Below are 25,166 nucleotides of genomic sequence, written 5' to 3' on the forward strand. Positions count from 1 at the left end.
AGGTGCCCCTTACTGCGCCGCAGCGGTTTCGGCCATCTTCTGGCGCAGGCTCAACGGACGCATGTCGGTCCAGACTTCGTCGATGTATGCCAGGCACTCCTGCTTCAGGCCGCTCTTGCCGACGCTACGCCAGCCCGCCGGGATCGCCTTGTAGTCGGGCCAGATGGAATACTGCTCTTCGTGGTTGACCACTACCTGGAACACGATGTCGTCGCGGTCGAATACGGATGTCATTGCCTGTCTCCTGGATTGATTGGGCCCGTCACGCGCGTGGCGTACGCTGGCGTTCTAGAGAACGAGCGACAGGCCCGACAAATTAGTCCGCGCGCGGTAGCGCCCTGGTTTCAGGTATTGGACTTGAGCTTGGTCCACAGCCGCGTGCTCAGGCGGGCGATGGCACTGAACTCGGCGTCAGTCATCGGCCGGGTAAGGCTGGCGCTCAGTTCCATGCCGTTCGGCCAGCCGCTGAAAACCGGCGGTGTCTATTCGTTGTGCCTGCAGGCCGCAGGGGCTGGGCATCCGGCGTGCGCGGTGGTAATGCAGTGGTTTGCCGAGCAGCACGGTCGCTGATCCTGTTACATTTACCGCCTGTCCAACCCTCCAGAGCCTGAAAATGGATCTTCACGCACTTCTCGCCTTCACCCTGGTTGCCGCGATTGCCATCGCCAGCCCCGGACCCGCCACCTTGATGGCGATCAACAACAGCCTGGCCTATGGGCCGCGATATGCGGTGTGGTCCTCGTTGGGCAATGCCAGCGGGCTGTTCTGCCTGTCGGCGGCGGCCATGCTCGGCCTCGGCGCGCTGCTCGCCAGCTCCGAGTGGCTGTTCAACGCAGTGAAAATTCTTGGCGCCGGCTACCTGTTCTATCTCGGTGCCAAGCAGCTGATGAAAAAGAGCCCGATGCTGGCGAGCGACGTTGCGGCGGGCCAGGCAGCGGTCAAGCCATCGCGCTTGAAGCTGTACAAGTCGGCCTTCCTCACCGCCGCCACCAACCCCAAGGCAACGATGTTCTTTACCGCCCTGTTCCCGCAATTCATCGACCAGAGCGCTGCGCTGCTGCCGCAGTTCCTGATCCTCACCGCGATTTTCATGGCCTTGTCGCTGACCTCCTTGAGCCTGTATGCCGCCCTGGCCTCGCGGGCCAAGGGCGTACTGACCCGGCCTGAGTTTTCCAGGTGGGTCAGCCGGGTGGTGGGCTCGACGTTTATCTGCTTTGGTGCGGCGATCCTGACCATGCGCCGCCAGGGTGCTTGATCTAGAGAGCAGCGCAAATCCTGTGGGAGCTGGACTTGCCAGTGATCGAGCGCGTAGCGCTCGTATCTCAGGCAATGCCTGGTGTGTTGGCTGTACGGCGACATCGCGGGTCAAGCCCGCTCCCACAGACAATGCATCAACCCTGGTCGACACCACGCTTGAATACCCACCCCAACCCCGTTACCCTCCTTCAGTCGCTGCCAATTCAGCGACCGGGTGTGCAAGCCCGAACGATGTGGAGCAATCAGTACCTTGAGACCTTCCCGGCGCGTCTTTGCGCCCGAGGAATAGTTTTATGGTGGCTGTGCGTGGGAGGCCTTCGGGTCTGCCGGGTCCTATATCCTCGGTCTTGCACACCTGCGCACAGCTGCCACCCATTCGTGTGCAAGCGGATGCTGGCAGTTTCCTGGCTGATATAGGAGATGCAGCATGATCAAGATCGTTCCTGATCCACCGCCAGCCGGCGCCCTTCCTCACACTGCCGACACGCCTTTCGGGGCTTGTGCTGCAGGTCATCCCCCGTTGTTTTCTGTACGCGCCGGTATCGAGGCGCATGACGCGTTGGTGCATGCGTCGATGTATTTGCGTTGCGCCCATGACACTGGCATGCAGGCATGCGACAAGGTTGATGCCGACGCCCGTGGAACGATTTGGGCGACACTGCACTCGGTCGAGATGGCCAAGGGACTGGTGGATGCCTTGCTTGATGGGATCGAGGCACAAGCCTTGGAGCGCAAGGCAGCCAGGTAACAATCCAGGGGGACGCAAGTGCCTGGTTTTGGGGCCGCAGGTGCGGCCCATCGCTGGCAAGGCCAGCTCCCACAAACCTCCAAAGACCTACCCAACGATGAACTATCAAGCCCCGACTCTCTGGGCTGGACATCAATACTGGCCACTTAGTAGCATCCAATCAGCAGGACTGCGTAACTCAATACGACTATCACCAGCCAGGGAGGCTAAATGAACACGATTGTCCATCGCCCCATCCACGCAGCTCTACGCCCCACTCTCGGTTGGTCCGATACCTGGCAGGGCCCTGACCAAGGTCTGATCCGCTGCTGGGAGGCTGGTCGTGAACGAGCCCTCAAACATCCCGACATTGCCCGGCGCTGCATCGCCGGTGAGCTCCCCGTGCTGGGCTGGAAAGGTGGTGTCGAACGCACCTTGAAGAAACTCGAGAAGTTCGGCTCGCTCAAGTATCTGGCTCACTGGCAAGGTTTACGCGGTGACGACCTGCAAATCGATACCACAGCGGAACTGACGATTAGCTGCAGCCGTACAGGGATGGTCGTGACTTTCACACCCGAGCAAAGCAAATACTACAACTCACAGGTTGAAAACGAAGAGTAAGGAAGCTTGCATCATGGTCGACTTGCATCAGGAATTCGAAAACAGTCGTTTCTACCACCAGGCCCGTATCGACCGACGCTCGGCGGACGCCTTACTCGGCATTGCCGCAGGGCTCACTGCAGATAACACCATCAACCAGCGAGAGGCTGAGTTTCTAAAAAACTGGATCGAGCAACATCTGGCACACCTGGATGATCCAGTGATCAACCTGCTCTACCGACGCCTGGCCAATATGCTCAGCGATGGAATTCTGGATGCCGACGAGTCGACGGAATTGTTGGAGATACTCCAGCAATTTACCGGTGCCCCCAGTAATAGTCCTCGCCCTTTTACTGCGCCCACCACACTCCCCCTTAATGATCCAGCACCTGCCCTCGACTGGCCAGATAGGGTGTACCTTTTTACTGGCGCCATGGCCTATGGGCCACGTAAGGAGTGTGAGGCCCTTGTGCTAGATCGCGGAGGCTTGATTGGCGGCTCGGTGAGCAAAAAGGTGCACTTCCTGGTGGTCGGGAGTGTCGGGAACGAGCAATGGCTGCACAGTAGTTATGGTACGAAGATCAAGAAGGCCGTGGAGATCAGGGAGGCTGGGGGAGGGATTGCGATTGTTAGCGAGGAGCATTGGCAGAGGGCGGTATTTGGTTAAATTCCTTCGACTTACTACTCTATATAGCCATCACGGACGATAGAAATTTCAACAGCTACCTGCAAGGATCTTTAGATGAGCATTGAGCACGCCCCCCTTACAAAAGAGCAGCGCACCAAAAAAATTAACGAGTTACTTAGCGACTCAAATAGGCTCTTAACTACTACAAGCAGCCGACTCAATGGAAGATCCGAGCAATTGATCATTGCCTTCTGGAAACAACTTATCAGCAATTGTAATGCCGCCCTGCTGCTGATGCGTGAAGGCTTTGAAAATGAGGCAATGGCCACGACACGACTCGCCTTGGAAAACTTATTCCACCTCGGGGCCTTGGTAAAAAAACCTGAAACACTGGACAAACTAATCAATAATTTAAGTAAAGAGCTTAGAAAGCAGGCCGATGCAATACACAACGACGCCTTATCCTCCAGCACCCTCACCAAAGAAAACGCAAGTGATTTAAGTGATTATTTAACCGCCACAAAGGAAGAAAAATATCAAGGCGCCAGTTTGCACGAGATGTCGAAAACAGCAGGCCTAGAATTCTTATATCACAGCAAGTACCGCAGCCTTTCCACCTCGTCTGCACACTCGACCTTGGTCGCGGCCCTGCAGTTCGACGCCCCCGAAGACCACCAAAATGAAGTGCTGACTTTTGTCGAAGAAATGCTAAGCCTCTCCATGGCTCTCATTGATCTGCTCCTCAAGAACAGCCCCCCCAAACCTGAAACCAAGTAGCGCATGCGTCGACATATTCTAGTGGCGCCGTAAATCATTACTCCAGCTATTGCATCACACCACGCTGGCGCGCTGCAGGCTGCTGACATGCCCCACACCGGCCGCCTGCAAGCGGCTGACCAGATCGCCACGGGCCTCGCCGCCACCTGCGCGGATGTATTCAAGCTCGGCCGCGGTGATCAACACCACCGGCACCAGGGTCACCGGCGACAGCGGCATGCCCTCCAGACGGGTCGGGAAATCCGGCGCCGGGCCGCCCAGCAGCACACCGATGCAGTCGTCCTCGGTCACGAAATGCTCGGGGAGCTGGCCGCTGATGTGGTGCGACTGGCTGAAGCCGGGCAGTTCCAGGGACAACGCACCGTACCTTGCCAACTGCTGGGTGATACCACCGGCATCGGCCACGGTTTGGGCGATGTTCTCGATCAACTCGAATGCCCAGCTGCGCTTGAACGGGTCGACTTCGCCCAAAGGTCCACGGGCATGTTCCGGGATGTCCGGCGTTTCGACGAACAACTCCATCTCGAAACCATTGCCTTGCCCCTGGGCATCATCGAAGGGGTCGGACAAGCCTTCGGTCGCCAGGATAATTGAGTCGCCACGGCGCACTACCCGATAGGCCTGACGGGTCGAGGGCCAGTGCGGGCCGCCGGAAAAACTCGGGCTGATGAGGTAGGCCAGGACATCCCGTTCCACGCTACCGACGCTGCTCCAGTGACGATCCAGGCAGGCTTCACCGGCAAGCCTCGCGGCCTGGTTGGCATCTTCGGCTTGCGCGATTGGCGAATCTTCCTGGGGCGCTGGTCGTTTAAATGAGTCGAGTAGCTTTTTCAGGAGGTTCATCTGCGATCCTTGCGAGGTGGACATCTATGCTAACCACTCATTAGCATCGGCACTACCCCTGGCACACCAGAACACCCATCCCATGCCTGCAACACTGAAAACCTGTTGGCCCCTAGGCTGGTGCAATGTGCCCGGCCTCGACTACAGCGCAGCGACCATCGACCTGCAGGCCATTGTGCCCAACGCCGGCGAAAAGGCCTGGGCGCGGTTCGACAAGCGCGACACGGTGCAGGCTGGCGATACCGTGCAACTGCTCTGGTGCCCTCCGGTGTCTGCCGTCAATGGCTGGAGCGAACAGCCTTCGGAAATTGCCCTGAGCTACTTGCTGACTGCGCTCGTGCTCAGCAGCATGGGCGACACCTATGAACTCGACATCCTTGGCAGTGAGCGGCTACTGCCAATGCTCAGGTCCCTGCCCCGCGATCAGGGCGCCTGGGCACTGCAGCAAGTCGGTGGCGAGGTGGGACAGATCTTTGCCCTGGAGGAAGCCTGCTGGAGTGCCAGCGCGGTGGTCGATGGGCTGACCTATCTGAATGCCTGCACGCCGTTCGAAGCGCATATGGAGCTGATACTCGAGGTGACAGGCGATGAGGTTGTCGGGCTGTTCTCGGCGCATGTCGACCCGGGCGGGGCTTTCTATTCGTTTGGCCGGCGCAAGCTGGAAGGTCGGGAGCTGAAGGCGGTCGAGCAGGCGCTGAAGATTGCGCAACCACTTAAAGACTCTCAGGGCCGCTACCTGCTGACTTGAAGGCCTCATCGCTGGCAAGCCAGCTCCCACAGGCCCTGCACCTTTCCTGAGAACAGCGGCAAACCTGTGGGAGCTGGCCTTGCCAGCGATGGGTTGCAAGGCAACCCCGAGGGCCTACTGGCCGAGCAACTCCCGCGACATCAACCACTGCTCCTTGCCCCAGGCCTCGAACCGCTCGCGCACGCTCCAGCCGCGTTTGGCGTAGTACGCGCTCTGGTCATGGGTGTGCAGGTACAAGGTGGCCACGCCGCGCTCCCGGGCTCGCTGACAAATCCCTTCAATCAGTTTTTCCGCCAGACCCTGCCCGCGAGCCTGCGGCTCGACCAGCACACAAGCGAGCCAGGGCCCTAGCTCCGGGCGCCCGGGCAGGTCATCGCGGGCCAGCGCAGCGCCACCGAGCAAGCGTCCTTGATCGAGCGCAACCAGGCATTGCCAGTCACCGTTGCGCTGGCCCTCGGCGAACTCTCGCTGCCATGCTTCCAGCGAAATATCGGCGTACTCGTAGCTGAACTGCCGATACAGCCGCTCGGCGAAGGTGTCGCAGTGCTGCATGTGGTGTTCAAGCCATTCCAGGTTCGGCATGTGCAGTCCTTTTTATGTTTTGCTCAGGTGCCCGAGCGCTCGGGCAACAGACTACGGTCAAACACGAAGGGCGTCTCGGCTTTCGGCGTGTGTTCGAACAGTTGCTGGGGCCGGCCCATTTTCGGGAAATTCTTGTCGCCGGTGTCGCGAATCCAGCCCTCCTCCTTCATGCGCTCCAGGCGCTTGCGCAGGGAGGTGTTGTTGACCGGGTGACCGAGGCAGGCCTGCACGGCGTTGAGTGCATCGAGCACGGTGAAGCGCTCGGGCGCCAGGTACAGCGGCAGGTTGGTATAAACCGCCTTGGACGCCAGGCGCTCGCACGCCAGTTGCACCAGCAGGTTATGGTCGAACGGCAGCACCCGCTTGCGCCCGATGACGCTGGCGACCTCGACAAAGCACAGCTGCTCAATGCCGGCCTCGACGTCCGGGCCAAGCAAGGCCAGGTAGTAGGTGCTCATCGACCAGCCACGCGGGTCGCGAAAGGCATTGCCTTCGGTGCCCACCTGCTCCAGGTGACGCGGCAGGATCCGGGCTTTTTCGCTCATCGCCCGGTCAGCCGCCGCCGCCAGGGTGTTGTCCGGGGTGCGGCCGTTGACGATCACCCCCGGCAGCGCCCATTCACCTTCGTGGGGCGCACGCTCACGCCGGTACAACAGCACTTCCAGCTGCTTGCTCTCGGGGTTCAGGCGCAACGCGACGATGTCGACGCTGGCCAGTACTTCTGCAGCACTCACTGTGGACTCCTATACACCTCAAACTCTTCAACGATGTCGGGCAGGCACCAGGCTGCCGGCAACGCCTGGCCATTGCGCAGGCCGGCGCGGATGGCCGAGCTGTGCACGCCCAGTTGCTCCTCGGCCACCAGCAGGCCGAAGTCGTCCAGCAGTTCCTGGCCTCGATAAAAGCCAGCAACATTGGCCTGGTTATCCTCGCCGATGACCAGGGCGATATCAGCGCGGGCAATACCGCTGCGCTTGCTCAACGCGCACAGCAGGTCATAGCTGTACACCGCCCCGCCCTCGCCGCCCAGCTCACGCTCCACGGCCGAGCAACTGACCCGCTCGCTCCCGAGCCGCTCGATCAGCCGCTGCAACCAACGACAACGCAGGTCGAAGTCAACCATGCGCTTGCCATAGGCATGCCGGTAACTGGGCACCACGACCACCTGATCGGCCCACTCCAGCGCCCGGGTGATCACGCTCAGGTGGCCGGGGTGCGGTGGGTCGAAAGCACCACCGTACACGGCCAGACGAAACCGCACCGGGCCCGACTCATATATTTCACTATGCATACTATATCCACCGTGGTTGCTTCTGAAAAAGAAAAAGCGGTTGACATACATATTACACCTAGTGAATTATGTGTCCACACCCAGTGCAGGAGCCACCCCATGAAAATCGCCAGCTTCGATGTCGACGCCCAAAACGGCTTCACCGACAACGCCCCCTCCGAGTTGCCAGTCCCCGGCGGCGCCGAGATCGCCCCGGCACTCAACGCCATGGCCAAGCGCGCCAGCCTGCGCATCGGCAGCAAGGATGCCCACACGCCGAAAGCCGCCTGGGTGGTGGGTAGTCACGCCGAGATGCTGCAGCCACTGGACATGGCCAACGCCGACCTGACCTGGGTCAGCCACTGCGTGCCGGGCACGCCGGGCTTCGAGCTGCTGGCCGGCCTGCCCGCGCCGATCGACTACGACTTCTTCGTCTGGAAAGGCATCGAACCCGACCTGCACCCCTACGGCGCCTGCTACCACGACCTGGCCAACCGCCGCTCCACCGGGGTCATCGAGTACCTCAAGGTGCAAGGCGTGCAAGCGGTGATCGTTGGCGGCCTGGCCCTGGATTTCTGCGTCAAGAACACCGCCCTGCAACTGCAGGCCGCAGGGTTTCAGGTGTTTATCTACCAACCGGCATGCCGGGCGATTTCCGCCCAGGGCGCCGCAGCGGCCATGGCCGAGATGACCGGCCAGGGCGTGATCGCCTGCGCCGACCTCGCCAGCCTCGACCAGCAACTGAACGCATTCAAGGGAGCATGAACATGAGCGAGAGCGTCTTCGGCCCAAGCATCATCCAGAACCTGCTGGACACCGACTTCTACAAGATCACCATGATGCAGGCGGTGCTGCACAACTACCCCAACGCCGAGGTTGAATGGGAATTTCGCTGCCGCAACAGTGAAGACCTGACCCCGTACCTGGCCGAGATCCGCTACCAGATCGAACAGCTGGCCGAGGTCTCGATCACTCAGGACCAACTGGCGTACCTGGGGCGCATTCCTTTCATCAAGCCGGACTTCATCCGCTTCCTCAGCCTGTTCCGCTTCAACCTGCGCTACGTGCACGTTGGCGTCGATGATGCCGGGCAACTGGCGATCCGCCTGCGCGGGCCCTGGCTGCACGTGATCCTCTACGAGATCCCGCTGCTGGCGATCGTCTCCGAAGTGCGTAACCGCTACCGCTACCGTGAAGTGGTGATGGAACAAGTGGGTGAGCGCCTGTACGAAAAACTCGACTGGCTCAAGGCCGAAGCGTCGCCTGCGGAACTGGCCGGCCTGCAACTGGCTGATTTCGGTACCCGTCGGCGCTTCTCCTACCGGGTCCAGGAGCACGTGGTGCACACCCTCAAGCAGGACTTCCCGGGGCGTTTTGTCGGCACCAGCAACGTGCACCTGGCGCGCGAACTGGACATCAAGCCGATCGGCACCATGGCCCACGAGTGGTTCATGGCCCACCAGCAACTGGGCCCGCGGCTGATCGACAGCCAGGTCGCGGCACTGGAGTGCTGGGTCAAGGAATACCGCGGCCTGCTGGGTATCGCCCTGACCGACTGCATCGGCATGGATGCCTTCCTCAAGGACTGCGACCTGTACTTTGCCAAGCTGTTCGACGGCCTGCGCCACGACTCTGGTGATCCGCTGCTGTGGGCCAACAAGGCCATCGCCCACTACGAGAAACTCGGCATCGACCCGAAGAGCAAGACCCTGGTGTTCTCCGATGGCCTGAACTTTGCCAAGACCCTGCACCTGTACCGCGAGCTCAGCCCACGAATCAACGTCAGCTTCGGCATCGGCACCAACCTGACCTGCGACATTCCCGGCGTTGAGCCGATGAACATCGTGATCAAGATGACCGCCTGCAACGGCGCGCCGGTGGCGAAGATCTCCGACAGCCCAGGCAAGACCCAATGCCGTGACGAGAACTTCGTCAGCTACCTCAAGCACGTGTTCAAGGTTGAAGGCCAGTAAAGGAGAAGCACATGAACAGTCGTCAGATCGAGATTGCCAAGGCCCTGGGCGTGGTGGCGCCCTTCGCAGATAACGCGGCAGTACAGAACGAGATCCGCCAGCGCATCGATTTCATCAAGCAGACCCTGTTCGATGCGCGCTTGAAGGTGTTGGTGCTGGGCATCAGCGGCGGCGTCGACTCGTCAACCGCCGGGCGCCTGGCGCAGTTGGCGGTCGAGCAATTGCGCGCCGAACAAGCCGACGGCGGCTATCGCTTCATCGCCATGCGCCTGCCGCACAACACCCAGCATGACGAGCCCGATGCCCAGGCGGCGCTGGCCTTTGTCGGCGCCGATGAGTGCATCACGGTGAACATTGCAGACGGCGTCAACGGCCTTGCCGGGCAACTGCCGCAACTGGCCGAGCTCGCTGACGGGCAACGGGATTTCGTCCTCGGCAACGTCAAGGCGCGCCTGCGCATGCTGGCCCAGTACACCCTGGCCAACGCCCGCAATGGCCTGGTGATCGGCACCGACCATGGCGCCGAAGCGGTGATGGGCTTCTTCACCAAATTCGGCGACGGCGCCTGCGACCTGGCCCCCCTGAGCGGACTGTGCAAGGGCCAGGTGCGGGCCATTGCCGCCGCGCTGGGGGCACCTGAACACCTGGTGCACAAGGTGCCGACCGCCGACCTCGAAGAACTGCGCCCGGGCCTGGCCGACGAGCAGGTACATGGTGTCAGCTACGGGCAGATCGATGCCTTCCTGCAGGGTGAAAACGTCGATGACGCGGTCGCAGCCATCATCATCAATGCCTACGACAAGACCCGGCACAAACGCGAATTGCCCAAGGCACCGGCGGCACGATTCGATACAATGCTGCCATCCTGAATGGACTCACCGGAGACTGTTGTGCAACGCCTGATCCTCACCGCCCTGTCCGCCGCCGTCCTCGCCGGCTGCGCGACGCCCTCCAAGGAAAGCCTCGACCAGTACATCGGCACCATGCTCGCCCAGCCGCTGTCGACCTACAGCCTGTTTCGTGAAGGCGATGTGCTGAGTTTCCAGGTTAACGTACCGGCCAACAACGGCTTGACTGATCGCAGCTTCCAGCTCGAAGCCTCCTGCGCTGAGCCGAACGTGGCGATCATGTACCTGGATGCCGACCAGCGCGCGTACTTCAAGAACCCCAGCGGCTACGCCCCGCCGCAGCCGATGCCTGATCGCTTCCATGCCATCCTGATGAACAACCCAAGCTTCGCCGGGGCCTGCAAGACCCAAGCAAAGCCCGACTGGCGCAAGCTTAAAGGTGAAGATGGTGAGCCATGGGTGCTGGTCGATCGCAACAGCATCAACAAAATGGGCAACGACGTCAGCCTGTGGGCTGCCTTCGACCAGCCGAGCATCCTCCTCGACCTGCCGTACAACGCGCCCTACGCGCAAAAGCGTGAGCATCACCGCTTCAACTGCAGCGCCGGTACCTACACCCTGCTGGCCGGCTACGATGTCGATGCCAACAACCGGGTCACCGACGGCATGGTCCCGTCACTGCCCAAGCCCGAGCCTGTGGCCGACAGCAACGCCGACTACCAGGCGCTGTTCGCCCTGGCCTGCGCCACGCCGGATAAAGTCGCGCAACTGGCGCCATTCAGCCCGCGCTTCAAGGCACCGATCGTCACGGCCGTGTTGCCGCCGGTCAGCCCATCGGTGATGGTCGCCCTCGAGCGCCTGCAACTGCCCAAGCCGGCACAGCCGCTCACGTACCTGGACGCCGTCGGCACCTCGACCATAAAAGGCAAGACCTCGCCCATGCGCGAGGAGCAGTTCCTGTCGGTTGATGCCAATAGCCAGCAATTGATGGTGATCCTGCGCGGCAAGGGCTATGAGGCGCAAAAGATCACCTGGCGCGGATTGATCCCGCTGGTGAGCAAGACCGACTTCACCGGCATGAGCGAAAGCAGTGCGCTGACCAGCCTGAGTTTCAAGGGCGACTGGAAGACCATGGCGGTGGGCAGCAAGCTCAGCTATTCACAGCAAGGTGCGACCAACAACAACGTGATCGGCCAGTACGGCAAGGACCTGAAGATCACCGAGTGCACGGTGCAACAGCAACTGCCGGCCAGCACCCTCAACGCCAGCTTGAGCGGCAGCGCCAAGGCGCTGGACTGCAGCGTGCAGGGTGACGAGGACAAACGCGTCAATCACCTGTTCTACCTGGAAGACTACGGCTACTTCTTCAGCGCCAGCATCGACAAGAACACCTTCTACTACAATGATCTGCGCCTGCAGACGGTGAAGTGAACCCTGGGGCCGCTGACGCGGCCCATCGCCGGCAAGCCGGCTCCCACATTGGATCGGCATGCACCATTCCTTGTGGGGGCTGGCTTGCCGGCGATGGACCGCGAAGCGGTCGCAAACCAGGCGACTCAGGCAGGCTGCCCCCCCGATTTGCAGCCCCCACGCTTTGGCTGGCAAACTTCGCCATGCACGATACCCCGCTACAACCCGCTCAGCTCGGCGTCGCTGGCGTCTGCTGCATCAAGCAAGCGCATGCCGCGCAGCTGTTCGGCGTGGCGCAATCTTACGGGCGCAAGTACACCAGCAGCAGCCCACTGTCCCAGAACCTGCGCGCACTGATCGACGAAGACACCCGTCGCCTGGCTGCCAATACTGACCCACACCCCGAGAACGCCATGATCCTGCGCCCCGAAACCCCGGCCGACGCCCTGGCCACCGAACAACTGACCGCTGCAGCCTTCGAGCAGGCACCCCACTCAAGCCACACCGAACATTTCATCGTCAACGCCCTGCGCCGCGCCGAGCAATTGTCGGTGTCGCTGGTGGCTGAAGTCGCCGGGCACATCATCGGCCATGTGGCCTTGTCGCCGGTGACCCTGTCTGACGGCAGCACCGGCTGGTATGGCCTGGGCCCGATCTCGGTGGCGCCCGAGCGCCACGGCCAGGGCATCGGCAGCCAGTTGATGCGCGCGGCGCTGCAGGCCCTGCAAGGATTGGGCGCCAACGGTTGCGTGGTGCTGGGCGATCCAGGCTACTACGCACGCTTCGGTTTCGAGGCGCACCCGCAGTTGCAGCTGCCGGGCGTACCACCCGAGTATTTCCAGGCCCTGAGCCACAGCGGCCAGTGGCCGCAGGCCCAGGTCAGCTATCACCCGGCCTTCGAAGCCACGAGTTGATCACAACCTTTACGGAATGATTTGCACCCACGGCGATCCTTGTACAAAATCGCCGCCTTTGCCTCGAAAGGATGCGTGCAATGAAGTTCGAAGGGACTTTCCAATACATGGGCCAACACGGGATCGTCTTCAACGTCTCGCAGATCACCCTCACCGACAGCGAACGCGGACGCCTGCGCGAGCTGCATTTTGGCGAAGCGAAAAGCGCCCACTACGAGGTTAACAGCAAGGTTGTCGAGGTCTACGACAAGATGCTGGCCAAGAACCTGCCGTGCGTGATGAAGATCGCAATCTCCAAGCCGCTGACCCGGCAACAGGGCGACACCCTCAACGCTCAGCGCACCACGGTCGTCAACGCCTGCGCCTCGGCCTTCACCGCCGCCACTACCAGCGTGGCCTCCTCCTTTGTAGGTGTGCCCGTGGGTGCCGCCGTGCGTACCTACGCCAATGAAATCCTGCCGACCTACCATGCCGGCGATGTGCTGGTCAGCATTGACGCCCAAGTCAATGGCGGGATCGGCCCGCAACGAACCATTTCGACCATGATCATCAAGACCTGAGTGAGACTGCTCCGCAAACGCCGTCGGTTTGAGCAGGTTGGCTGAGGTTTTGTAGGGGGCTGATCGCTAATTTGGGATCAGCCCTACTGTCTTGTAGGAGTGGTACGACATACACCCAAAGTTGTTTTGGGCATCTTTCCCTGCTTGTCGATGAGGTGCGCGTGGCGCGTCTGTATTACACAGGGAAGGTTGTTGTGCAGATACAAAGAACCTATGAGTACGCCGGTCACTTCGGCATCGTTTTCCACGTCTCGCAGCTCGTCGTCCTGCCGGATCATCGCGCCCGGCTGCGCGAGTTGCATATCAGTGAAGCGAAGGGGGCGCACTACGAGGTCAACACAATGCTCGTGGCGCTCTACGACAGAATGCAGGCCGGCAATCGTGCCTGCGAGATGAAAGTCGCTATTTCTCGAGCGCTGAGCCGTCAGCAGGCTGATAGGTTGAACAGCCAGCGCATTGACGTTATCGCTGTCATCGGAGGTTACTTTGGGGGCGCCGCCACTCTGCTCCTAACGCCTGTTTTCGGATCCCTCGTTGGATCCGCCGCTGCCTCTCTCACCGAACCACACCTGCCGATTTATCATTCCGGCGACATAATTGTCAGCATCCAGGCATCCGTCAGTGGGGGTATCGGCCCCCAACGATCGGCTTCCTCAATGATCATCAAGAATCAAGGCTGAAGACGCCATGGCAGAATTCAGCCAACTATTCCTCGCCTTCTTCCTCTTTGTTGTGATCGAGCGCCTGCTCAAATCCAGCACACTCCGAAAATGGCTAAGCCTGACGTTATTGCTGGGAGGCCTACTTGGTAGATTCACGTTGGAAGGTATCTACTGGCTCGGAATTGACCTGCACCTGATTGCACTTTTTGCAATTCTTGGTGGCTTGGAGTTGTTCTTCAGGCGTAACCGATTCGATGAGGACGCTTGAGTACAGCCCATGTCAGACGTTACCCAACTGTGCTACGCGCTGATCCTGATTGCATTTATGGATCATTGCCTGAAACCCTATTTACTCCGCAAATGGCTGGGGCTGGCGCTGGTGACGGCCGCCATTACGTTGCTGTTTGTGCCGGGCGGCCTCTATTGGCATGAGTTGAATCTGCCACAAGGCCCTTTGTTCGTACTCTTCGCGGGTTTGACTCTAGTCAAGGGACGCCGCAAGTTTCAACCAGACGAATGAGTGAATATCTTCAATACACCATCCTTCTGGCTGTATTTTACCTCCTGTATTTCTTCTTCAGGCCTTATCGGCTAAGAAAACGCTGTGGCGTCGTATTGTTTGGCGTCGGCATGATCACCAGCTACCTGCTTCCAGCCCGGGCAGGTTCACTGGATATCGAATTCATCGCCATCTGCATCACAGGGGCCGGTGGAGCGAAAATGGTTAAGCCTGATGTTATTGCTGGGCGGCCTGCTGGGTAGCGTCACGCTGAGCGAAAAAAGTTACTGGGGCGATTTTGACCTGCATCTGGTTTCGCTTTTTGCAATTGTCGGAGGACTTGAGTTGTTTTTCAGGCGCAACCGCCACGAAGAAGATGCCTGAGCAGAGCACACACCATGTCTGAAGTTACGCAGCTATGTTACGCATTGATCCTCATTGCATTTCTGGATCATTGCCTAAAACCCTATTTAATTCGTAAATGGCTAGGACTTTTCCTATGCGCTGCCGGCATTACTTTACTGTTTACACCGGGTGGCACTTATTGGGAGGCAATGGATCTGCCCCTAGCGCCTTTGCTCGTATTCTCGGCAGGTATGACCCTGATCATCGGACGCCGTAAGTTTCAACCGGACGAATGAGCGAATATCTTCGATACACCGTCATCCTGGGTGTGGGACTGCTCCTCAAACGCCGTCGGCTTGAGCAGGCCGGCTGAGATTTTCCAGGGGCTGATCGCTAATTTAGGATCGGCCCTACCTTCATGCCGGAGTAATATGACATACGCCCGAAGTTGATTTGGGCATCTTTCCCTGCACGTCGATAAGGTGCGCCTGGCGCGTATTACACAGGGAAGGTTGTTGTGCAGATCGAAAAGACCTATGAGTACGCCGGAAACTTCGGCATCGTTTTCCACGTCTCGCAGCTCGTCGTCCTGCCGAATCATCGCGCCCGGCTGCGCGAGTTGCATATCAGTGAAGCGAAGGGGGCGCACTACGAGGTCAGTACAATGCTCGTGGCGCTCTACGACAGAATGCAGGCCGGCAATCGTGCCTGCGAGATGAAAGTCGCTATTTCTCGAGCGCTGAGCCGTCAGCAGGCTGATAGGTTGAACAGCCAGCGACAAACTGTGAGCACTACTGTAGCCGGGGCCTTTGCCGGCTTCGCCAGCTGGCTGATCAATCCATTGATTGGAAAAGCCACAAACACCGAAGCAGGTGACTTCATTAAAAACCGCATACCCACCCACCATGCCGGAGATGTAATCGTCAGCCTTCAAGCGTCGGTCAGTGGCGGCATCGGCCCCCAACGTTCAGCTTCCTCAATGATCATCGAGAATCAAGGCTGAAAAGAACATGTCAGAGTTCAATCAACTCCTCCTCGTCCTGGCGCTTTTCATCCTGATAGACCGTCTGGTCAAGCCGTCCAGGCCACGAAAATGGCTCGGCCTGGCTTTCTTGGGTGGCGGCTTGCTTGGCAGATTGACACTGACCGAAAGCCATTGGCTTGGCTTTGACTTGCAACTCGTTTCACTCTTTGCAGTTGTCGGTGGGCTGGAGCTGTTCTTCAGACGTCATCGATTCAATCCCGACCTCTGGGCCTGAGCAGAACATACGCCATGTCTGTAATTACACAAATGTGCTACGCAATGATCCTGATATCAGCGATAGACCACTGCCTGAAACCCTACCCGATAAGAAAGTGGTTAGGGATTTCGCTTTGGGGGGCAGGTACATATGGTCTCTTCGCATTTCCTGACAAGTACTGGTACGAACTGGACATTTGGCTAGTGTCATTGCTCATCTCAGGTGCTGGCTCCAGCCTATTCTTCAGGCGTCGCAGGTTTGACCACCTGGACTGAATGGCTCTGTACCTGCGCAATTGCTGCTCGACAAGCCGAGCAACCACCTCGACCTGCCCTCCCTCGCCGCCCTGGAAGCCATGCTGCGCCAGTATCGCGGGACCTTGCTGGTAGCGTCCCACGACCAGGTGCTCCTGCGGCAACTGGCACTGGACGGCTACCTGCAGTTGGGCGAAGGCTCAGAACTGCACGTCTGCGGTTGATTGCAGGCGGGCAAAGGCGCCGCCCAGGGTCAGGTTGTGGTGGGCGATGATCGCCTCGGCCGACAAGCCGGGGGTGTCCATGCAGGTGTGGGCATCGCTGACCAGCACCACGTTGAAGCCCAGCTCGCGGGCAACCCGGCAGTTGGTGTCAACGCAGTACTGGGTTTTGAGGCCGACGATGACCAGCTCATCAATGCCGGCCTCGCGTAGCTGATCCGCCAGCGAGGTGGCCAAGAAGGCACTGGGGCGGGTTTTATCGAACACGATGTCGCGGGCAGGATCGACCGCCAGCGCGGGCAGCAACTGCCACGCGGGGCTGCCTGCGGCGATCGGCGACCCTTGCGGGCCGGTGTGGCGAACCGCAAAAACCGGCGCCTGGGCAGCGTGGGCAGCGCCAATCAGGGTGTTGACCTTGTTCAGTACCCGATCACCCTGCCAGGGTTGTTCGGGGCCATGGAACAAGCCCACTTGCATATCCAGGACCAGCAGTGCGCGTTTTGCTTGCATCTTCATCTCTGCGTGATTGGCCAGCCAGGACGGAGAAAAGACAAGGCCCCGTCCATTGCTGGCGGGGCCTTGGATTACCTGCTGCCTTAAGGTTAAACAGCCGTACCCGCCCCGCGTATGGCGGTGGTAGTGGTACGCGACGAGGTCAGCAGGCAAAGCTTCATACTTCGATAATGCGCCCGGACCGAGGAACGGTCAACGCCTGTTGCAACAGGCAGCGTCAAAGATTTTCACTGCGACCATGGTCCAATCTATGACTGGGCGTTCCCGATCTGCACGGGATGTATTATCGTGGCCGAGTGCGCAATAAGAACCGCCTGCTCCAGCAGGCATCTGCAACCGAATCGAGGGTGCCATGAGTAACGAAAGCATTAACTGGGACAAGCTGGGCTTCGACTACATCAAGACCGACAAGCGCTACCTGTCCTATTTCCGTAACGGCGAGTGGGACAAGGGCACCCTGACCGAAGACAACCAGCTGCACATCAGCGAAGGCTCGACCGCGCTGCATTATGGCCAGCAATGCTTCGAGGGGATGAAGGCCTACCGCTGCAAGGACGGCTCGATCAACCTGTTCCGCCCGGACCAGAACGCCCTGCGCATGCAGCGCAGCTGCGACCGCCTGCTGATGCCGCAGGTGCCGACCGAACAGTTCATCGACGCCTGCAAGCAGGTGGTCAAGGCCAACGAGCGTTTCATTCCGCCGTACGGCAAGGGTGCGCTGTACCTGCGACCGTTCGTCATCGGCGTGGGTGACAACATTGGCGTGCGGACCGCGCCGGAGTTCATCTTCTCGATCTTCGCCATCCCGGTCGGCTCGTACTTCAAGGGCGGCATGACCCCGCACAAGTTCCTGATTTCCGACTACGACCGCGCCGCGCCACAAGGCACCGGCGCTGCCAAGGTGGGCGGCAACTACGCGGCCAGCCTGCAACCGGGCTACAAGGCCAAGCAAGCCGGCTTTGCCGACTGCATCTACCTTGACCCGCTGACCCACACCAAGATCGAGGAAGTCGGCTCGGCCAACTTCTTCGGCATCACCGCCAACAACGAGTTCGTGACGCCGAAATCGGCTTCGGTACTGCCAGGCATCACCCGCCTGTCGCTGATGGAACTGGCGCAATCGCGCCTGGGCCTGAAGGTCATCGAGGGCGACGTGGAAATCAACAACCTCGCCCGCTTCGTCGAGGCTGGCGCTTGCGGTACCGCTGCGGTGATCACCCCAATCGGCGGCATCCAGTACGGCGACAAGCTGCATGTGTTCTACAGCGAAAGCGAAGTCGGCCCGGTCACCCAGAAGCTCTACAACGAGCTGACCGGCATCCAGAGCGGCGACATCGAAGGCCCGGCGGGCTGGGTTGTGAAAGTCGCCTGACCTGCAATAGGGGCCGCGCTGCGGCCCATCGCCGGCAAGGCCGGCGCCCACAGGGGTCGGTGCATGCCGGCCCATTGTGCCCCTCTCCCCTAGATGAATTTTTCTTTAACCCGGGCACCGCCTATTCTTTGGCACAATCAGGTCTCTACCCGCCGCCCAGGTAAAAGCATGCCCCGCGTACTGACTATCGAAGACGACGCTGTCACCGCCCAGGAGATCGTCGCCGAGCTTTCCAGCCATGGCCTGGAAGTGGAATGGGCCAACAACGGCCGTGAAGGCCTGGCCAAGGCCATTGCCGGCGGTTACGACCTGATCACCCTGGACCGGATGCTCCCGGAGGTCGATGGCCTGACTATCGTCACCACCCTGCGCACCCTGAAGATTGCCACGCCGATCCTGATGATCAGCGCCCTCTCGGATGTCGACGAACGGGTCCGCGGCCTGCGCGCCGGCGGTGACGACTACCTGACCAAGCCGTTCGCGTCCGATGAAATGGCCGCCCGCGTCGAGGTGTTGTTGCGGCGCAACAGCGTGCCCCTGGCACAGACCCGCCTGCAGGTCGCCGACCTTGAGCTGGACCTGATCAGCCACGAGGCCAAGCGCGGCGATCAGACCCTCAACCTGCTGCCCACCGAGTACAAGTTGCTGGAATTCCTCATGCGCCACGCCGGCCAGGTGATTACCCGGATGATGATTTTCGAGGAAGTCTGGGGCTACCACTTCGACCCGGGCACCAACCTGATCGACGTGCACATCGGACGCTTGCGCAAGAAGATCGACGCCGCTGGCCAGACACCGCTGATTCGCACCGTGCGGGGATCGGGCTATGCCATTGCCGAACCCGTCTAAGGGCTGGAGCTCGTCCACCAGCCGCCTGCTGGCGCTGTACAGCTTCCTGTTCGTGGCCTGGAGCAGCATCCTCATGGGGGTGCTGTACTTCGAGGTCTCGGGCTACCTGAACAAGCTCACCCGCCATTCCTTGCTGCAGCGCCAGCACCTGTTCGCGCACATGAGCGGCAAGCAACTCGATGACGCGCTGATTGCCAGCCAGGCGTTCGAGGAGCGCAGCTTCGATGCCTATGGGCTGTTCGATGGGCAGTTCAATCCGCTCGGCGGGCAGATCCGCCAGATCCCGCCCGAGCTGGGCCTGGACGGCAAGATTCATGAACTGAGCCGCTGCCTGGATGCCGACGAACCGCACCTGCCCCGCGACAGCTGCGACGCGGTGGCGATCAAGGTCCGCGATGGCCGCTGGCTGGTGCTGGTGCGCGACAACGGCTCGCTGTTCGTGGTCACCCGCATCATCCTTCATGCCCTGCTCTGGGGCCTGTCGCTGACCATCATCCCCGGCATCGCCGGCTGGTACCTGCTGCGCCGCCGGCCACTCAAGCGGATCCGCGCGATCCAGGCCAGCGCCGAGCAGATCGTCGCCGGCGACCTGACCCGGCGCCTGCCGCTGTCGGCGCGGCGCGACGAACTGGACATGCTGGCGGCCATCGTCAACGCCATGCTCGACCGCATCGAGCGCCTGATGCATGAAGTCAAAGGCGTGTGTGACAACATCGCCCACGACCTGCGCACCCCACTGACCCGTCTGCGCGCCCAGCTCTACCGGATTCGCCAGCAGGCCGGCGATGATTCACCGCAGGCCGAGGCGCTGGAACAGGCCATTGGCGAAACCGATACCTTGATGGCGCGTTTTCGCGGCTTGCTGCGCATCAGTGAGCTGGAAGACCGCCAGCGCCGCGCCGGCTTCGTCGAGCTTGATCCCCATGGGCTGCTGCAGGAGCTGCATGACTTCTACCTGCCGCTGGCCGAAGACGGCGAGATTGACCTGACGCTGGACATGCCTGAACAACTACCGGCACTGCACGGTGACCGCGAGTTGCTGTTCGAGGCGCTGGCCAACCTGGTGGGCAATGCCATCAAGTTCACCCCGGTGCAGGGTCAGGTGCTGATGCGTGCACTGAGCGATGCCAAGGGTGTGCATATCGAGGTGCACGACAGCGGCCCGGGGATTCCCGAGGATGAACGCGGGGCGGTGTTGAAGCGCTTTTATCGCAGTGAAGAAGGCCAGCGTCACCCGGGGTTCGGGCTGGGCTTGTCGATCGTTGCAGCGATCGTCGACCTGCACGGCTTTGAGCTGGAGGTGGGAGGGAGTGAGCTGGGTGGGGCGAAACTGGTGTTGCACTGCAGGACGGGTGTCGTCAGTTAGGGGCTCATCGCGGGGCAAGCCCGCTCCCACAGAGGATTGCAGTCTTCTGTGGGAGCGGGCTTGCCCCGCGATTGCTTAGTCAGCCAAGCGCCAGGTCGTGCCGCCCTTGCCGTCTTCCAGCACCACGCCCATGGCGGTCAGCTGGTCGCGGATGCGGTCGGATTCGGCCCAGTTCTTGTCGGCGCGCGCTTGCAGGCGCGCCTGGATCAGGGCTTCAACCTCGGCGGCATCAACCTTGCCTTCGGCACCGGCACGCAGGAAGTCATCGGCGTCCAGTTGCAGCACACCGAGCAAGTCACCCAGCTCGCGCAGACGACCGGCCAGGCCAGCAGCGGCCTGTGGGTCGCTCTCGCGCAGGCGGTTGATCTCGCGCACCAGGTCGAACAGCACGGCGCAGGCTTCGGGGGTGCCGAAGTCGTCGTTCATCGCCACGGTGAAACGCTCGACGTACTCCTCGCCACCTTCAGCCGCCACCCGCGGCAGGCCACGCAGGGCGTGGTAGAAGCGCTCCAGGGCACCCTTGGACTCGCGCAGGCTGTCTTCGGAGTAGTTGATCGAGCTGCGGTAGTGGCTCGACACCAGCAGGTAGCGCACCACCTCCGGGTGATACTTGTCGAGCACGTCGCGAATGGTGAAGAAGTTGTTCAAGGACTTGGACATCTTCTCGCCATTGATGCGAATCATGCCGCAATGCATCCATGAGTTGGCGTACTGCTTGCCGGTCGCGGCCTCGCTCTGGGCGATTTCGTTCTCGTGGTGCGGGAACTCCAGGTCGTTGCCACCGCCGTGGATGTCGAAGCTCTCGCCCAGGCAGCAGGTGGACATCACCGAGCACTCGATGTGCCAGCCCGGACGGCCCGGGCCCCACGGCGACTCCCAGCTCGGCTCGCCCGGCTTGACGCCCTTCCAGAGGACGAAGTCGAGCGGGTCCTGCTTGGCTTCGTCGACCTCGATGCGGGCACCGATGCGCAGGTCTTCGATCTTCTTGCGCGACAGCTTGCCGTAGCCGACGAACTTGCCGACCCGGTAGTACACGTCGCCGTTGCCCGGCGCGTAGGCATAACCCTTGTCGATCAGGGTCTGGATCATCGCGTGCATGCCGGCGATATGGTCGGTGGCACGCGGCTCCTGGTCCGGTGGCAGGATGTTCAGGCGGCGCTCGTCTTCGTGCATCGCGTCGATCATGCGGGCGGTCAGGGCGTCGAAGGATTCGCCGTTGTCGTTGGCCCGGTTGATGATCTTGTCATCGATGTCGGTGATGTTGCGCACGTAGGTCAGGTCGTAGCCGCTGTAACGCAGCCAGCGGGTCACCAGGTCAAAGGCGACCATGCTGCGCCCGTGGCCCAGGTGGCAGAAGTCGTAGACGGTCATGCCGCAGACGTACATCCGAACCTTGTTGCCTTCAAGCGGTTTGAAGACTTCCTTGGTCTTGCTGAGCGTGTTGTAGATGGTAAGCACGAGAGTTCCTTAGCTGCCCCACGAATCGCGCAGGGTCACGGTGCGGTTGAACACCGGGCGACCCGGCTGGGAGTCTTTCAGGTCGGCGCAGAAATAGCCTTCGCGCTCGAACTGGAAGCGGTCTTCTGGCTGGGCCTGGCCCAGGGAAGGTTCCGCACGACAACCGGTCAGCACCTGCAGCGAATCAGGATTGATGTTGTCAAGGAAGTTGCCGCCATCTTCGGTCTTCTCGGGGTTGGCCGAGCGGAACAGGCGATCGTACAGGCGCACTTCGCATTCGACGCTGGCAGCGGCCGGCACCCAGTGGATCACGCCCTTGACCTTGCGGCCTTCGGGGTTCTTGCCCAGGGTGTCCGGGTCATACGAGCAGCGCAGTTCGACGATGTTGCCGTCGGCATCCTTGATGGCCTCGTCGGCGCGGATCACGTAGCTGCCGCGCAAGCGCACTTCACCGGCCGGCTCCAGGCGCTTGTAGCCCTTTGGCGGCTCTTCCATGAAGTCGTCGCGATCGATGTAGATCTCGCGGGCAAATGGCAGCGCGCGCACGCCCATGTCTTCTTTCGGGTGGCGCGGCAGCTCGAGGTTCTCGACCTGGCCTTCGGGGTAGTTGGTGATGACTACTTTCAGCGGGCGCAGCACGCACATGGCGCGGGGCGCGGTGCGATCGAGGTCGTCGCGGATGCTGAATTCGAGCATCGACATGTCGACCACGCCGTCAGAGCGGTTGGTACCGATCATTTCGCAGAAATTGCGGATCGAGGCCGGGGTGTAACCGCGGCGACGGAAGCCCGACAGGGTCGACATGCGCGGGTCGTCCCAACCGTGGACGTGCTGCTCGTCGACCAGTTGCTTGAGCTTGCGCTTGCTGGTGATGGTGTAGTTCAGGTTCAGGCGGCTGAACTCGTACTGGCGCGGCTTGGCCGGCACCGGCAGGTTGTCGAGGAACCATTCGTACAGCGGGCGATGGCCTTCGAACTCCAGGGTGCAGATCGAGTGGGTGATGCCTTCGATGGCGTCCGACTGACCGTGGGTGAAGTCATAGTTGGGGTAGATGCACCAGGTGTCACCGGTCTGGTGGTGGTGGGCATGACGGATGCGATAGAGGATCGGGTCGCGCAGGTTCATGTTCGGCGAGGCCATGTCGATCTTGGCCCGCAGGACGCGCTCGCCGTCCTTGAACTCGCCGGCCTTCATGCGCGCGAACAGGTCGAGGTTGTCTTCGACCGAACGCTCGCGGAACGGGCTGTTCTTGCCTGGGGTGGTCAGGTTGCCACGGTATTCCTTGGCCTGCTCCGGGGTCAGGTCGCAGACGTAGGCCTTGCCGGCCTTGATCAGCTCGACCGCCCAGGCGTGCAGCTGGTCGAAGTATTGCGAGGCGTAGCGCACCGGGCCGGTCCACTCGAAGCCCAGCCACTTGACGTCGCTCTGGATCGCATCGATGTACTCCTGGTCCTCTTTGGCCGGGTTGGTGTCATCGAAACGCAGGTGACAGGCCCCACCGAACTCCTGGGCCAGGCCGAAGTTCACACAGATCGACTTGGCATGACCGATGTGCAGGTAACCGTTGGGCTCTGGCGGGAAACGGGTGACGATGCTGCTGTGCTTGCCCGAGTCCAGGTCTGCCTGCACGATCGGACGCAGGAAGTTCGCAGGGATGGCGGGAGCGCCTTTGGCAGCGGCGTTGGGAGCGGTGTCGGCAGTGGGCTTGCTCATAGGATCCTTGAATACGGGGTGCACGGCCTGGGTAGGCCGACTGAATCAAAGCGCTTATCATAGCCGAAGCGGTCGAGCTGCCGACAGCATCGCGCCGACAAACTGGCGCGATATTCGCCGGCGAATGCAAAAAAACTGCCGCGAATCACGTATCGCGGGCTGTAGACTGTACGTCAGGTGTGTATCGCGATACTGCGCGAACAATTTCCAATGCCTTGAAAAGAGCGAATTTCAGCATGTCCAAAGTCAAACTGAGCACCAACCACGGCGACATCGTCCTGCAACTGGATGCCGAAAAAGCCCCGAAAACCGTCGAGAACTTCGTTCAATACGTGAAAGAAGGCCACTACGACAACACCGTGTTCCACCGTGTGATCAAGGGCTTCATGATTCAGGGCGGCGGTTTCGAGCCAGGCATGAGCCAGAAGAAAACCCGCGCCAGCATCCAGAACGAAGCTGACAACGGCCTGAAGAACGACAAGTACAGCATCGCCATGGCCCGTACCATGGAGCCGCATTCGGCCTCGGCGCAGTTCTTCATCAACGCCTCGAACAACGATTTCCTCAACCACAGCGGCAAGAACGTGCAGGGCTGGGGCTACGCGGTGTTCGGTAAAGTGACCGAAGGCCAGGACATCGTCGACAAGATCGAAGCCGTTGCCACCGGTTCCAAGTCCGGTCACCAGGACGTGCCGAAGGACGACGTGATCATCGAGAAAGCCGAGATCATTGAGTGATACTGCTGATCTCTGATCTGCACCTGCAAGAAGAACGCCCGGACATTACCCGGGCGTTTGTTGATCTGCTCGACGGTCGTGCGCGGCACGCCGAGGCGCTGTACATCCTCGGCGACTTCTTCGAGGCATGGATCGGCGACGACGCCATGACGCCCTTCCAGACCTCGATCTGCCAGGCCCTGCGCGCCCTGAGCGACAGCGGCACGCAGGTCTTCCTGATGCACGGCAACCGCGACTTCCTGCTCGGCCAGGCTTTTTGCAAGGCCGCGGGCTGCACCCTGCTGGCGGACCCCAGTGTGGTCGAGATGGGTGGTGAGCCGGTGTTGCTGATGCACGGCGACAGCCTGTGCACCCGCGACCTGGCCTACATGAAAATGCGCCGTTACCTGCGCAACCCGCTAAGCCTGTGGATTCTCCGGCACCTGCCGCTGAGCACCCGCCAGAAGCTTGCGCGCAAGTTGCGTAGCGAAAGCCGGGCGCAGACGCGGATGAAGGCCAACGACATTGTCGATGTGACCGCGGAGGAAGTGCCACGGATCATGCAGCAGTTTGGCGTGCGCACCCTGGTGCATGGCCATACCCATCGACCGGCGATTCACAAGCTGGTGGTCGGCGATCAACCGGCGCGGCGTATCGTGCTGGGCGATTGGGACCGGCAAGGCTGGGCGTTGCAGGTGGATGAGCAAGGGTTTCAACTGCAGCCTTTTGCTTTTCCCTGATAGGCCCGATCGCTGGCAAGCCAGCTCCCACAGGCACAACACCTGACCTGTGGGAGCTGGCTTGCCAGCGATGCTTTTCT

General features: G+C 60.8%; 33 protein-coding genes and 1 pseudogene. 26 read left to right on the forward strand and 8 right to left on the reverse strand.

Translation table 11 applies throughout. The features are described 5' to 3' along the window. Positions 1 to 9: 9 nt before the first annotated feature. The gene (locus KHO53_RS01075) at positions 10 to 234 is read right to left on the reverse strand and encodes an MbtH family protein (protein ID WP_010222487.1); all 225 of its coding nucleotides are present in this window, start codon (positions 232 to 234) and stop codon (positions 10 to 12) included. Between the two features lie 213 nt (positions 235 to 447). Here KHO53_RS01075 and KHO53_RS01080 point away from each other — a divergent pair. From KHO53_RS01080 to KHO53_RS01105, 6 genes and pseudogenes are all read left to right on the forward strand, one after another. Further along, positions 448 to 570, forward strand: a pseudogene (locus tag KHO53_RS01080) (LysR family transcriptional regulator); the annotation flags it as partial. Between the two features lie 43 nt (positions 571 to 613). After that, entirely contained in the window at positions 614 to 1,255 is a 642-nt protein-coding gene (locus KHO53_RS01085; RefSeq protein ID WP_010222490.1) for a LysE family translocator, read from the forward strand. Positions 1,256 to 1,684: 429 nt separating this feature from the next. Next, positions 1,685 to 2,005 carry a DUF6124 family protein gene (locus KHO53_RS01090; protein WP_036996306.1) on the forward strand — a complete coding sequence of 107 codons (321 nt, stop codon included), beginning with the start codon at positions 1,685 to 1,687 and terminating at the stop codon, positions 2,003 to 2,005. A gap of 210 nt (positions 2,006 to 2,215) precedes the next feature. Beyond that, the gene (locus KHO53_RS01095; protein ID WP_036996308.1) at positions 2,216 to 2,605 is read left to right on the forward strand and encodes a hypothetical protein; all 390 of its coding nucleotides are present in this window, start codon (positions 2,216 to 2,218) and stop codon (positions 2,603 to 2,605) included. A gap of 13 nt (positions 2,606 to 2,618) precedes the next feature. Further along, positions 2,619 to 3,251, forward strand: coding sequence for a BRCT domain-containing protein (locus tag KHO53_RS01100; RefSeq protein WP_036996310.1), 633 nt, complete (start codon positions 2,619 to 2,621; stop codon positions 3,249 to 3,251). Positions 3,252 to 3,326: 75 nt separating this feature from the next. After that, positions 3,327 to 3,989, forward strand: a complete 663-nt coding sequence (locus KHO53_RS01105; RefSeq protein WP_213569866.1) for a DUF5677 domain-containing protein — start codon at positions 3,327 to 3,329, stop codon at positions 3,987 to 3,989. 54 nt (positions 3,990 to 4,043) lie between these two features. Here KHO53_RS01105 and KHO53_RS01110 read toward each other — a convergent pair whose 3' ends face one another. Beyond that, the gene (locus KHO53_RS01110) at positions 4,044 to 4,832 is read right to left on the reverse strand and encodes a suppressor of fused domain protein (protein ID WP_213569867.1); all 789 of its coding nucleotides are present in this window, start codon (positions 4,830 to 4,832) and stop codon (positions 4,044 to 4,046) included. A gap of 127 nt (positions 4,833 to 4,959) precedes the next feature. Here KHO53_RS01110 and KHO53_RS01115 point away from each other — a divergent pair, with 127 nt between their 5' ends. Further along, positions 4,960 to 5,580, forward strand: a complete 621-nt coding sequence (locus KHO53_RS01115) for a hypothetical protein (protein WP_213569868.1) — start codon at positions 4,960 to 4,962, stop codon at positions 5,578 to 5,580. 114 nt (positions 5,581 to 5,694) lie between these two features. Here KHO53_RS01115 and KHO53_RS01120 read toward each other — a convergent pair whose 3' ends face one another. The 3 genes from KHO53_RS01120 to KHO53_RS01130 are packed head-to-tail and all read right to left on the reverse strand — an operon-like array spanning position 5,695 to position 7,453. Continuing rightward, complete coding sequence (locus KHO53_RS01120) at positions 5,695 to 6,162, reverse strand: GNAT family N-acetyltransferase (protein WP_036996316.1); 468 nt, start codon at positions 6,160 to 6,162, stop codon at positions 5,695 to 5,697. 23 nt (positions 6,163 to 6,185) lie between these two features. After that, on the reverse strand, positions 6,186 to 6,896 hold the full coding sequence (locus KHO53_RS01125) for an NUDIX domain-containing protein (protein ID WP_100782397.1): 711 nt from the start codon (positions 6,894 to 6,896) through the stop codon (positions 6,186 to 6,188). Next, complete coding sequence (locus KHO53_RS01130; RefSeq protein WP_010222495.1) at positions 6,893 to 7,453, reverse strand: adenylyltransferase/cytidyltransferase family protein; 561 nt, start codon at positions 7,451 to 7,453, stop codon at positions 6,893 to 6,895. The genes KHO53_RS01125 and KHO53_RS01130 overlap by 4 nt, the downstream gene beginning before the upstream one ends. 99 nt (positions 7,454 to 7,552) lie before the next feature. Here KHO53_RS01130 and KHO53_RS01135 point away from each other — a divergent pair, with 99 nt between their 5' ends. The 14 genes from KHO53_RS01135 (at position 7,553) to KHO53_RS01200 (ending at position 16,362) form a co-directional block, all read left to right on the forward strand. After that, entirely contained in the window at positions 7,553 to 8,197 is a 645-nt protein-coding gene (locus tag KHO53_RS01135) for an isochorismatase family protein (protein ID WP_213569869.1), read from the forward strand. 2 nt (positions 8,198 to 8,199) lie between these two features. Continuing rightward, positions 8,200 to 9,405, forward strand: a complete 1,206-nt coding sequence (gene pncB, locus KHO53_RS01140; RefSeq protein WP_010222497.1) for a nicotinate phosphoribosyltransferase — start codon at positions 8,200 to 8,202, stop codon at positions 9,403 to 9,405. Positions 9,406 to 9,416: 11 nt separating this feature from the next. Next, positions 9,417 to 10,274: an NAD(+) synthase gene (gene nadE, locus KHO53_RS01145; RefSeq protein ID WP_213569870.1), complete on the forward strand. Its 858-nt coding sequence runs from the start codon at positions 9,417 to 9,419 to the stop codon at positions 10,272 to 10,274. Positions 10,275 to 10,295: 21 nt separating this feature from the next. Next, the gene (locus KHO53_RS01150; RefSeq protein ID WP_213569871.1) at positions 10,296 to 11,684 is read left to right on the forward strand and encodes a hypothetical protein; all 1,389 of its coding nucleotides are present in this window, start codon (positions 10,296 to 10,298) and stop codon (positions 11,682 to 11,684) included. A gap of 392 nt (positions 11,685 to 12,076) precedes the next feature. Further along, positions 12,077 to 12,577, forward strand: coding sequence for a GNAT family N-acetyltransferase (locus KHO53_RS01155; protein WP_249684365.1), 501 nt, complete (start codon positions 12,077 to 12,079; stop codon positions 12,575 to 12,577). Between the two features lie 80 nt (positions 12,578 to 12,657). Then, a complete protein-coding gene (locus KHO53_RS01160) occupies positions 12,658 to 13,137 on the forward strand; it encodes a hypothetical protein (RefSeq protein ID WP_010222501.1) in 480 nt (159 codons plus the stop codon). A gap of 161 nt (positions 13,138 to 13,298) precedes the next feature. Continuing rightward, on the forward strand, positions 13,299 to 13,817 hold the full coding sequence (locus KHO53_RS01165) for a hypothetical protein (protein ID WP_258701902.1): 519 nt from the start codon (positions 13,299 to 13,301) through the stop codon (positions 13,815 to 13,817). Positions 13,818 to 13,824: 7 nt separating this feature from the next. Next, positions 13,825 to 14,067: a hypothetical protein gene (locus KHO53_RS01170; protein ID WP_159388932.1), complete on the forward strand. Its 243-nt coding sequence runs from the start codon at positions 13,825 to 13,827 to the stop codon at positions 14,065 to 14,067. Between the two features lie 9 nt (positions 14,068 to 14,076). Then, on the forward strand, positions 14,077 to 14,319 hold the full coding sequence (locus KHO53_RS01175) for a hypothetical protein (protein ID WP_159388933.1): 243 nt from the start codon (positions 14,077 to 14,079) through the stop codon (positions 14,317 to 14,319). Between the two features lie 213 nt (positions 14,320 to 14,532). Beyond that, positions 14,533 to 14,682 carry a hypothetical protein gene (locus tag KHO53_RS01180; protein WP_213569873.1) on the forward strand — a complete coding sequence of 50 codons (150 nt, stop codon included), beginning with the start codon at positions 14,533 to 14,535 and terminating at the stop codon, positions 14,680 to 14,682. Between the two features lie 14 nt (positions 14,683 to 14,696). Then, a complete protein-coding gene (locus KHO53_RS01185) occupies positions 14,697 to 14,939 on the forward strand; it encodes a hypothetical protein (RefSeq protein ID WP_145997611.1) in 243 nt (80 codons plus the stop codon). 221 nt (positions 14,940 to 15,160) lie between these two features. After that, positions 15,161 to 15,646, forward strand: coding sequence for a hypothetical protein (locus KHO53_RS01190; protein ID WP_213569874.1), 486 nt, complete (start codon positions 15,161 to 15,163; stop codon positions 15,644 to 15,646). A 7-nt stretch (positions 15,647 to 15,653) separates the two neighbouring features. Beyond that, positions 15,654 to 15,902, forward strand: coding sequence for a hypothetical protein (locus KHO53_RS01195; RefSeq protein ID WP_213569875.1), 249 nt, complete (start codon positions 15,654 to 15,656; stop codon positions 15,900 to 15,902). Between the two features lie 277 nt (positions 15,903 to 16,179). After that, positions 16,180 to 16,362 (forward strand): P-loop NTPase family protein, encoded by a 183-nt coding sequence (locus tag KHO53_RS01200; protein ID WP_036996334.1) that lies wholly within the window; start codon positions 16,180 to 16,182, stop codon positions 16,360 to 16,362. Here the strand turns inward: KHO53_RS01200 and KHO53_RS01205 are convergent. After that, positions 16,339 to 16,869: a cysteine hydrolase family protein gene (locus KHO53_RS01205; RefSeq protein ID WP_213569876.1), complete on the reverse strand. Its 531-nt coding sequence runs from the start codon at positions 16,867 to 16,869 to the stop codon at positions 16,339 to 16,341. The two genes, KHO53_RS01200 and KHO53_RS01205, sit on opposite strands and share 24 nt — an antisense overlap. Positions 16,870 to 17,224: 355 nt before the next feature. Between KHO53_RS01205 and KHO53_RS01210 the strand changes: the two genes are divergently transcribed. The 3 genes from KHO53_RS01210 to KHO53_RS01220 all read left to right on the forward strand — a co-directional run bounded on the left by KHO53_RS01210 (position 17,225) and on the right by KHO53_RS01220 (position 20,459). Next, the gene (locus KHO53_RS01210; RefSeq protein ID WP_010222507.1) at positions 17,225 to 18,244 is read left to right on the forward strand and encodes a branched-chain amino acid aminotransferase; all 1,020 of its coding nucleotides are present in this window, start codon (positions 17,225 to 17,227) and stop codon (positions 18,242 to 18,244) included. Between the two features lie 168 nt (positions 18,245 to 18,412). Then, positions 18,413 to 19,093 (forward strand): response regulator transcription factor, encoded by a 681-nt coding sequence (locus tag KHO53_RS01215; RefSeq protein WP_010222508.1) that lies wholly within the window; start codon positions 18,413 to 18,415, stop codon positions 19,091 to 19,093. After that, positions 19,071 to 20,459 (forward strand): sensor histidine kinase, encoded by a 1,389-nt coding sequence (locus tag KHO53_RS01220; protein ID WP_213569877.1) that lies wholly within the window; start codon positions 19,071 to 19,073, stop codon positions 20,457 to 20,459. The genes KHO53_RS01215 and KHO53_RS01220 overlap by 23 nt, the downstream gene beginning before the upstream one ends. Positions 20,460 to 20,534: 75 nt before the next feature. Here KHO53_RS01220 and cysS read toward each other — a convergent pair whose 3' ends face one another. Together cysS and KHO53_RS01230 are read right to left on the reverse strand one after the other, a co-directional pair. After that, positions 20,535 to 21,917: a cysteine--tRNA ligase gene (gene cysS / locus KHO53_RS01225; RefSeq protein WP_010222510.1), complete on the reverse strand. Its 1,383-nt coding sequence runs from the start codon at positions 21,915 to 21,917 to the stop codon at positions 20,535 to 20,537. A gap of 9 nt (positions 21,918 to 21,926) precedes the next feature. Continuing rightward, the gene (locus tag KHO53_RS01230) at positions 21,927 to 23,630 is read right to left on the reverse strand and encodes a glutamine--tRNA ligase/YqeY domain fusion protein (protein WP_213569878.1); all 1,704 of its coding nucleotides are present in this window, start codon (positions 23,628 to 23,630) and stop codon (positions 21,927 to 21,929) included. 236 nt (positions 23,631 to 23,866) lie between these two features. Here KHO53_RS01230 and KHO53_RS01235 point away from each other — a divergent pair, with 236 nt between their 5' ends. Together KHO53_RS01235 and lpxH are read left to right on the forward strand one after the other, a co-directional pair. Beyond that, positions 23,867 to 24,367: a peptidylprolyl isomerase gene (locus KHO53_RS01235; RefSeq protein WP_010222512.1), complete on the forward strand. Its 501-nt coding sequence runs from the start codon at positions 23,867 to 23,869 to the stop codon at positions 24,365 to 24,367. Further along, complete coding sequence (gene lpxH, locus KHO53_RS01240; protein WP_036996340.1) at positions 24,364 to 25,086, forward strand: UDP-2,3-diacylglucosamine diphosphatase; 723 nt, start codon at positions 24,364 to 24,366, stop codon at positions 25,084 to 25,086. The genes KHO53_RS01235 and lpxH overlap by 4 nt, the downstream gene beginning before the upstream one ends. The last annotated feature ends 80 nt before the right edge of the window (positions 25,087 to 25,166 follow it).

It is taken from the genome of Pseudomonas sp. RC2C2 (assembly GCF_018390435.1).
GTDB lineage: Bacteria > Pseudomonadota > Gammaproteobacteria > Pseudomonadales > Pseudomonadaceae > Aquipseudomonas > Aquipseudomonas donghuensis.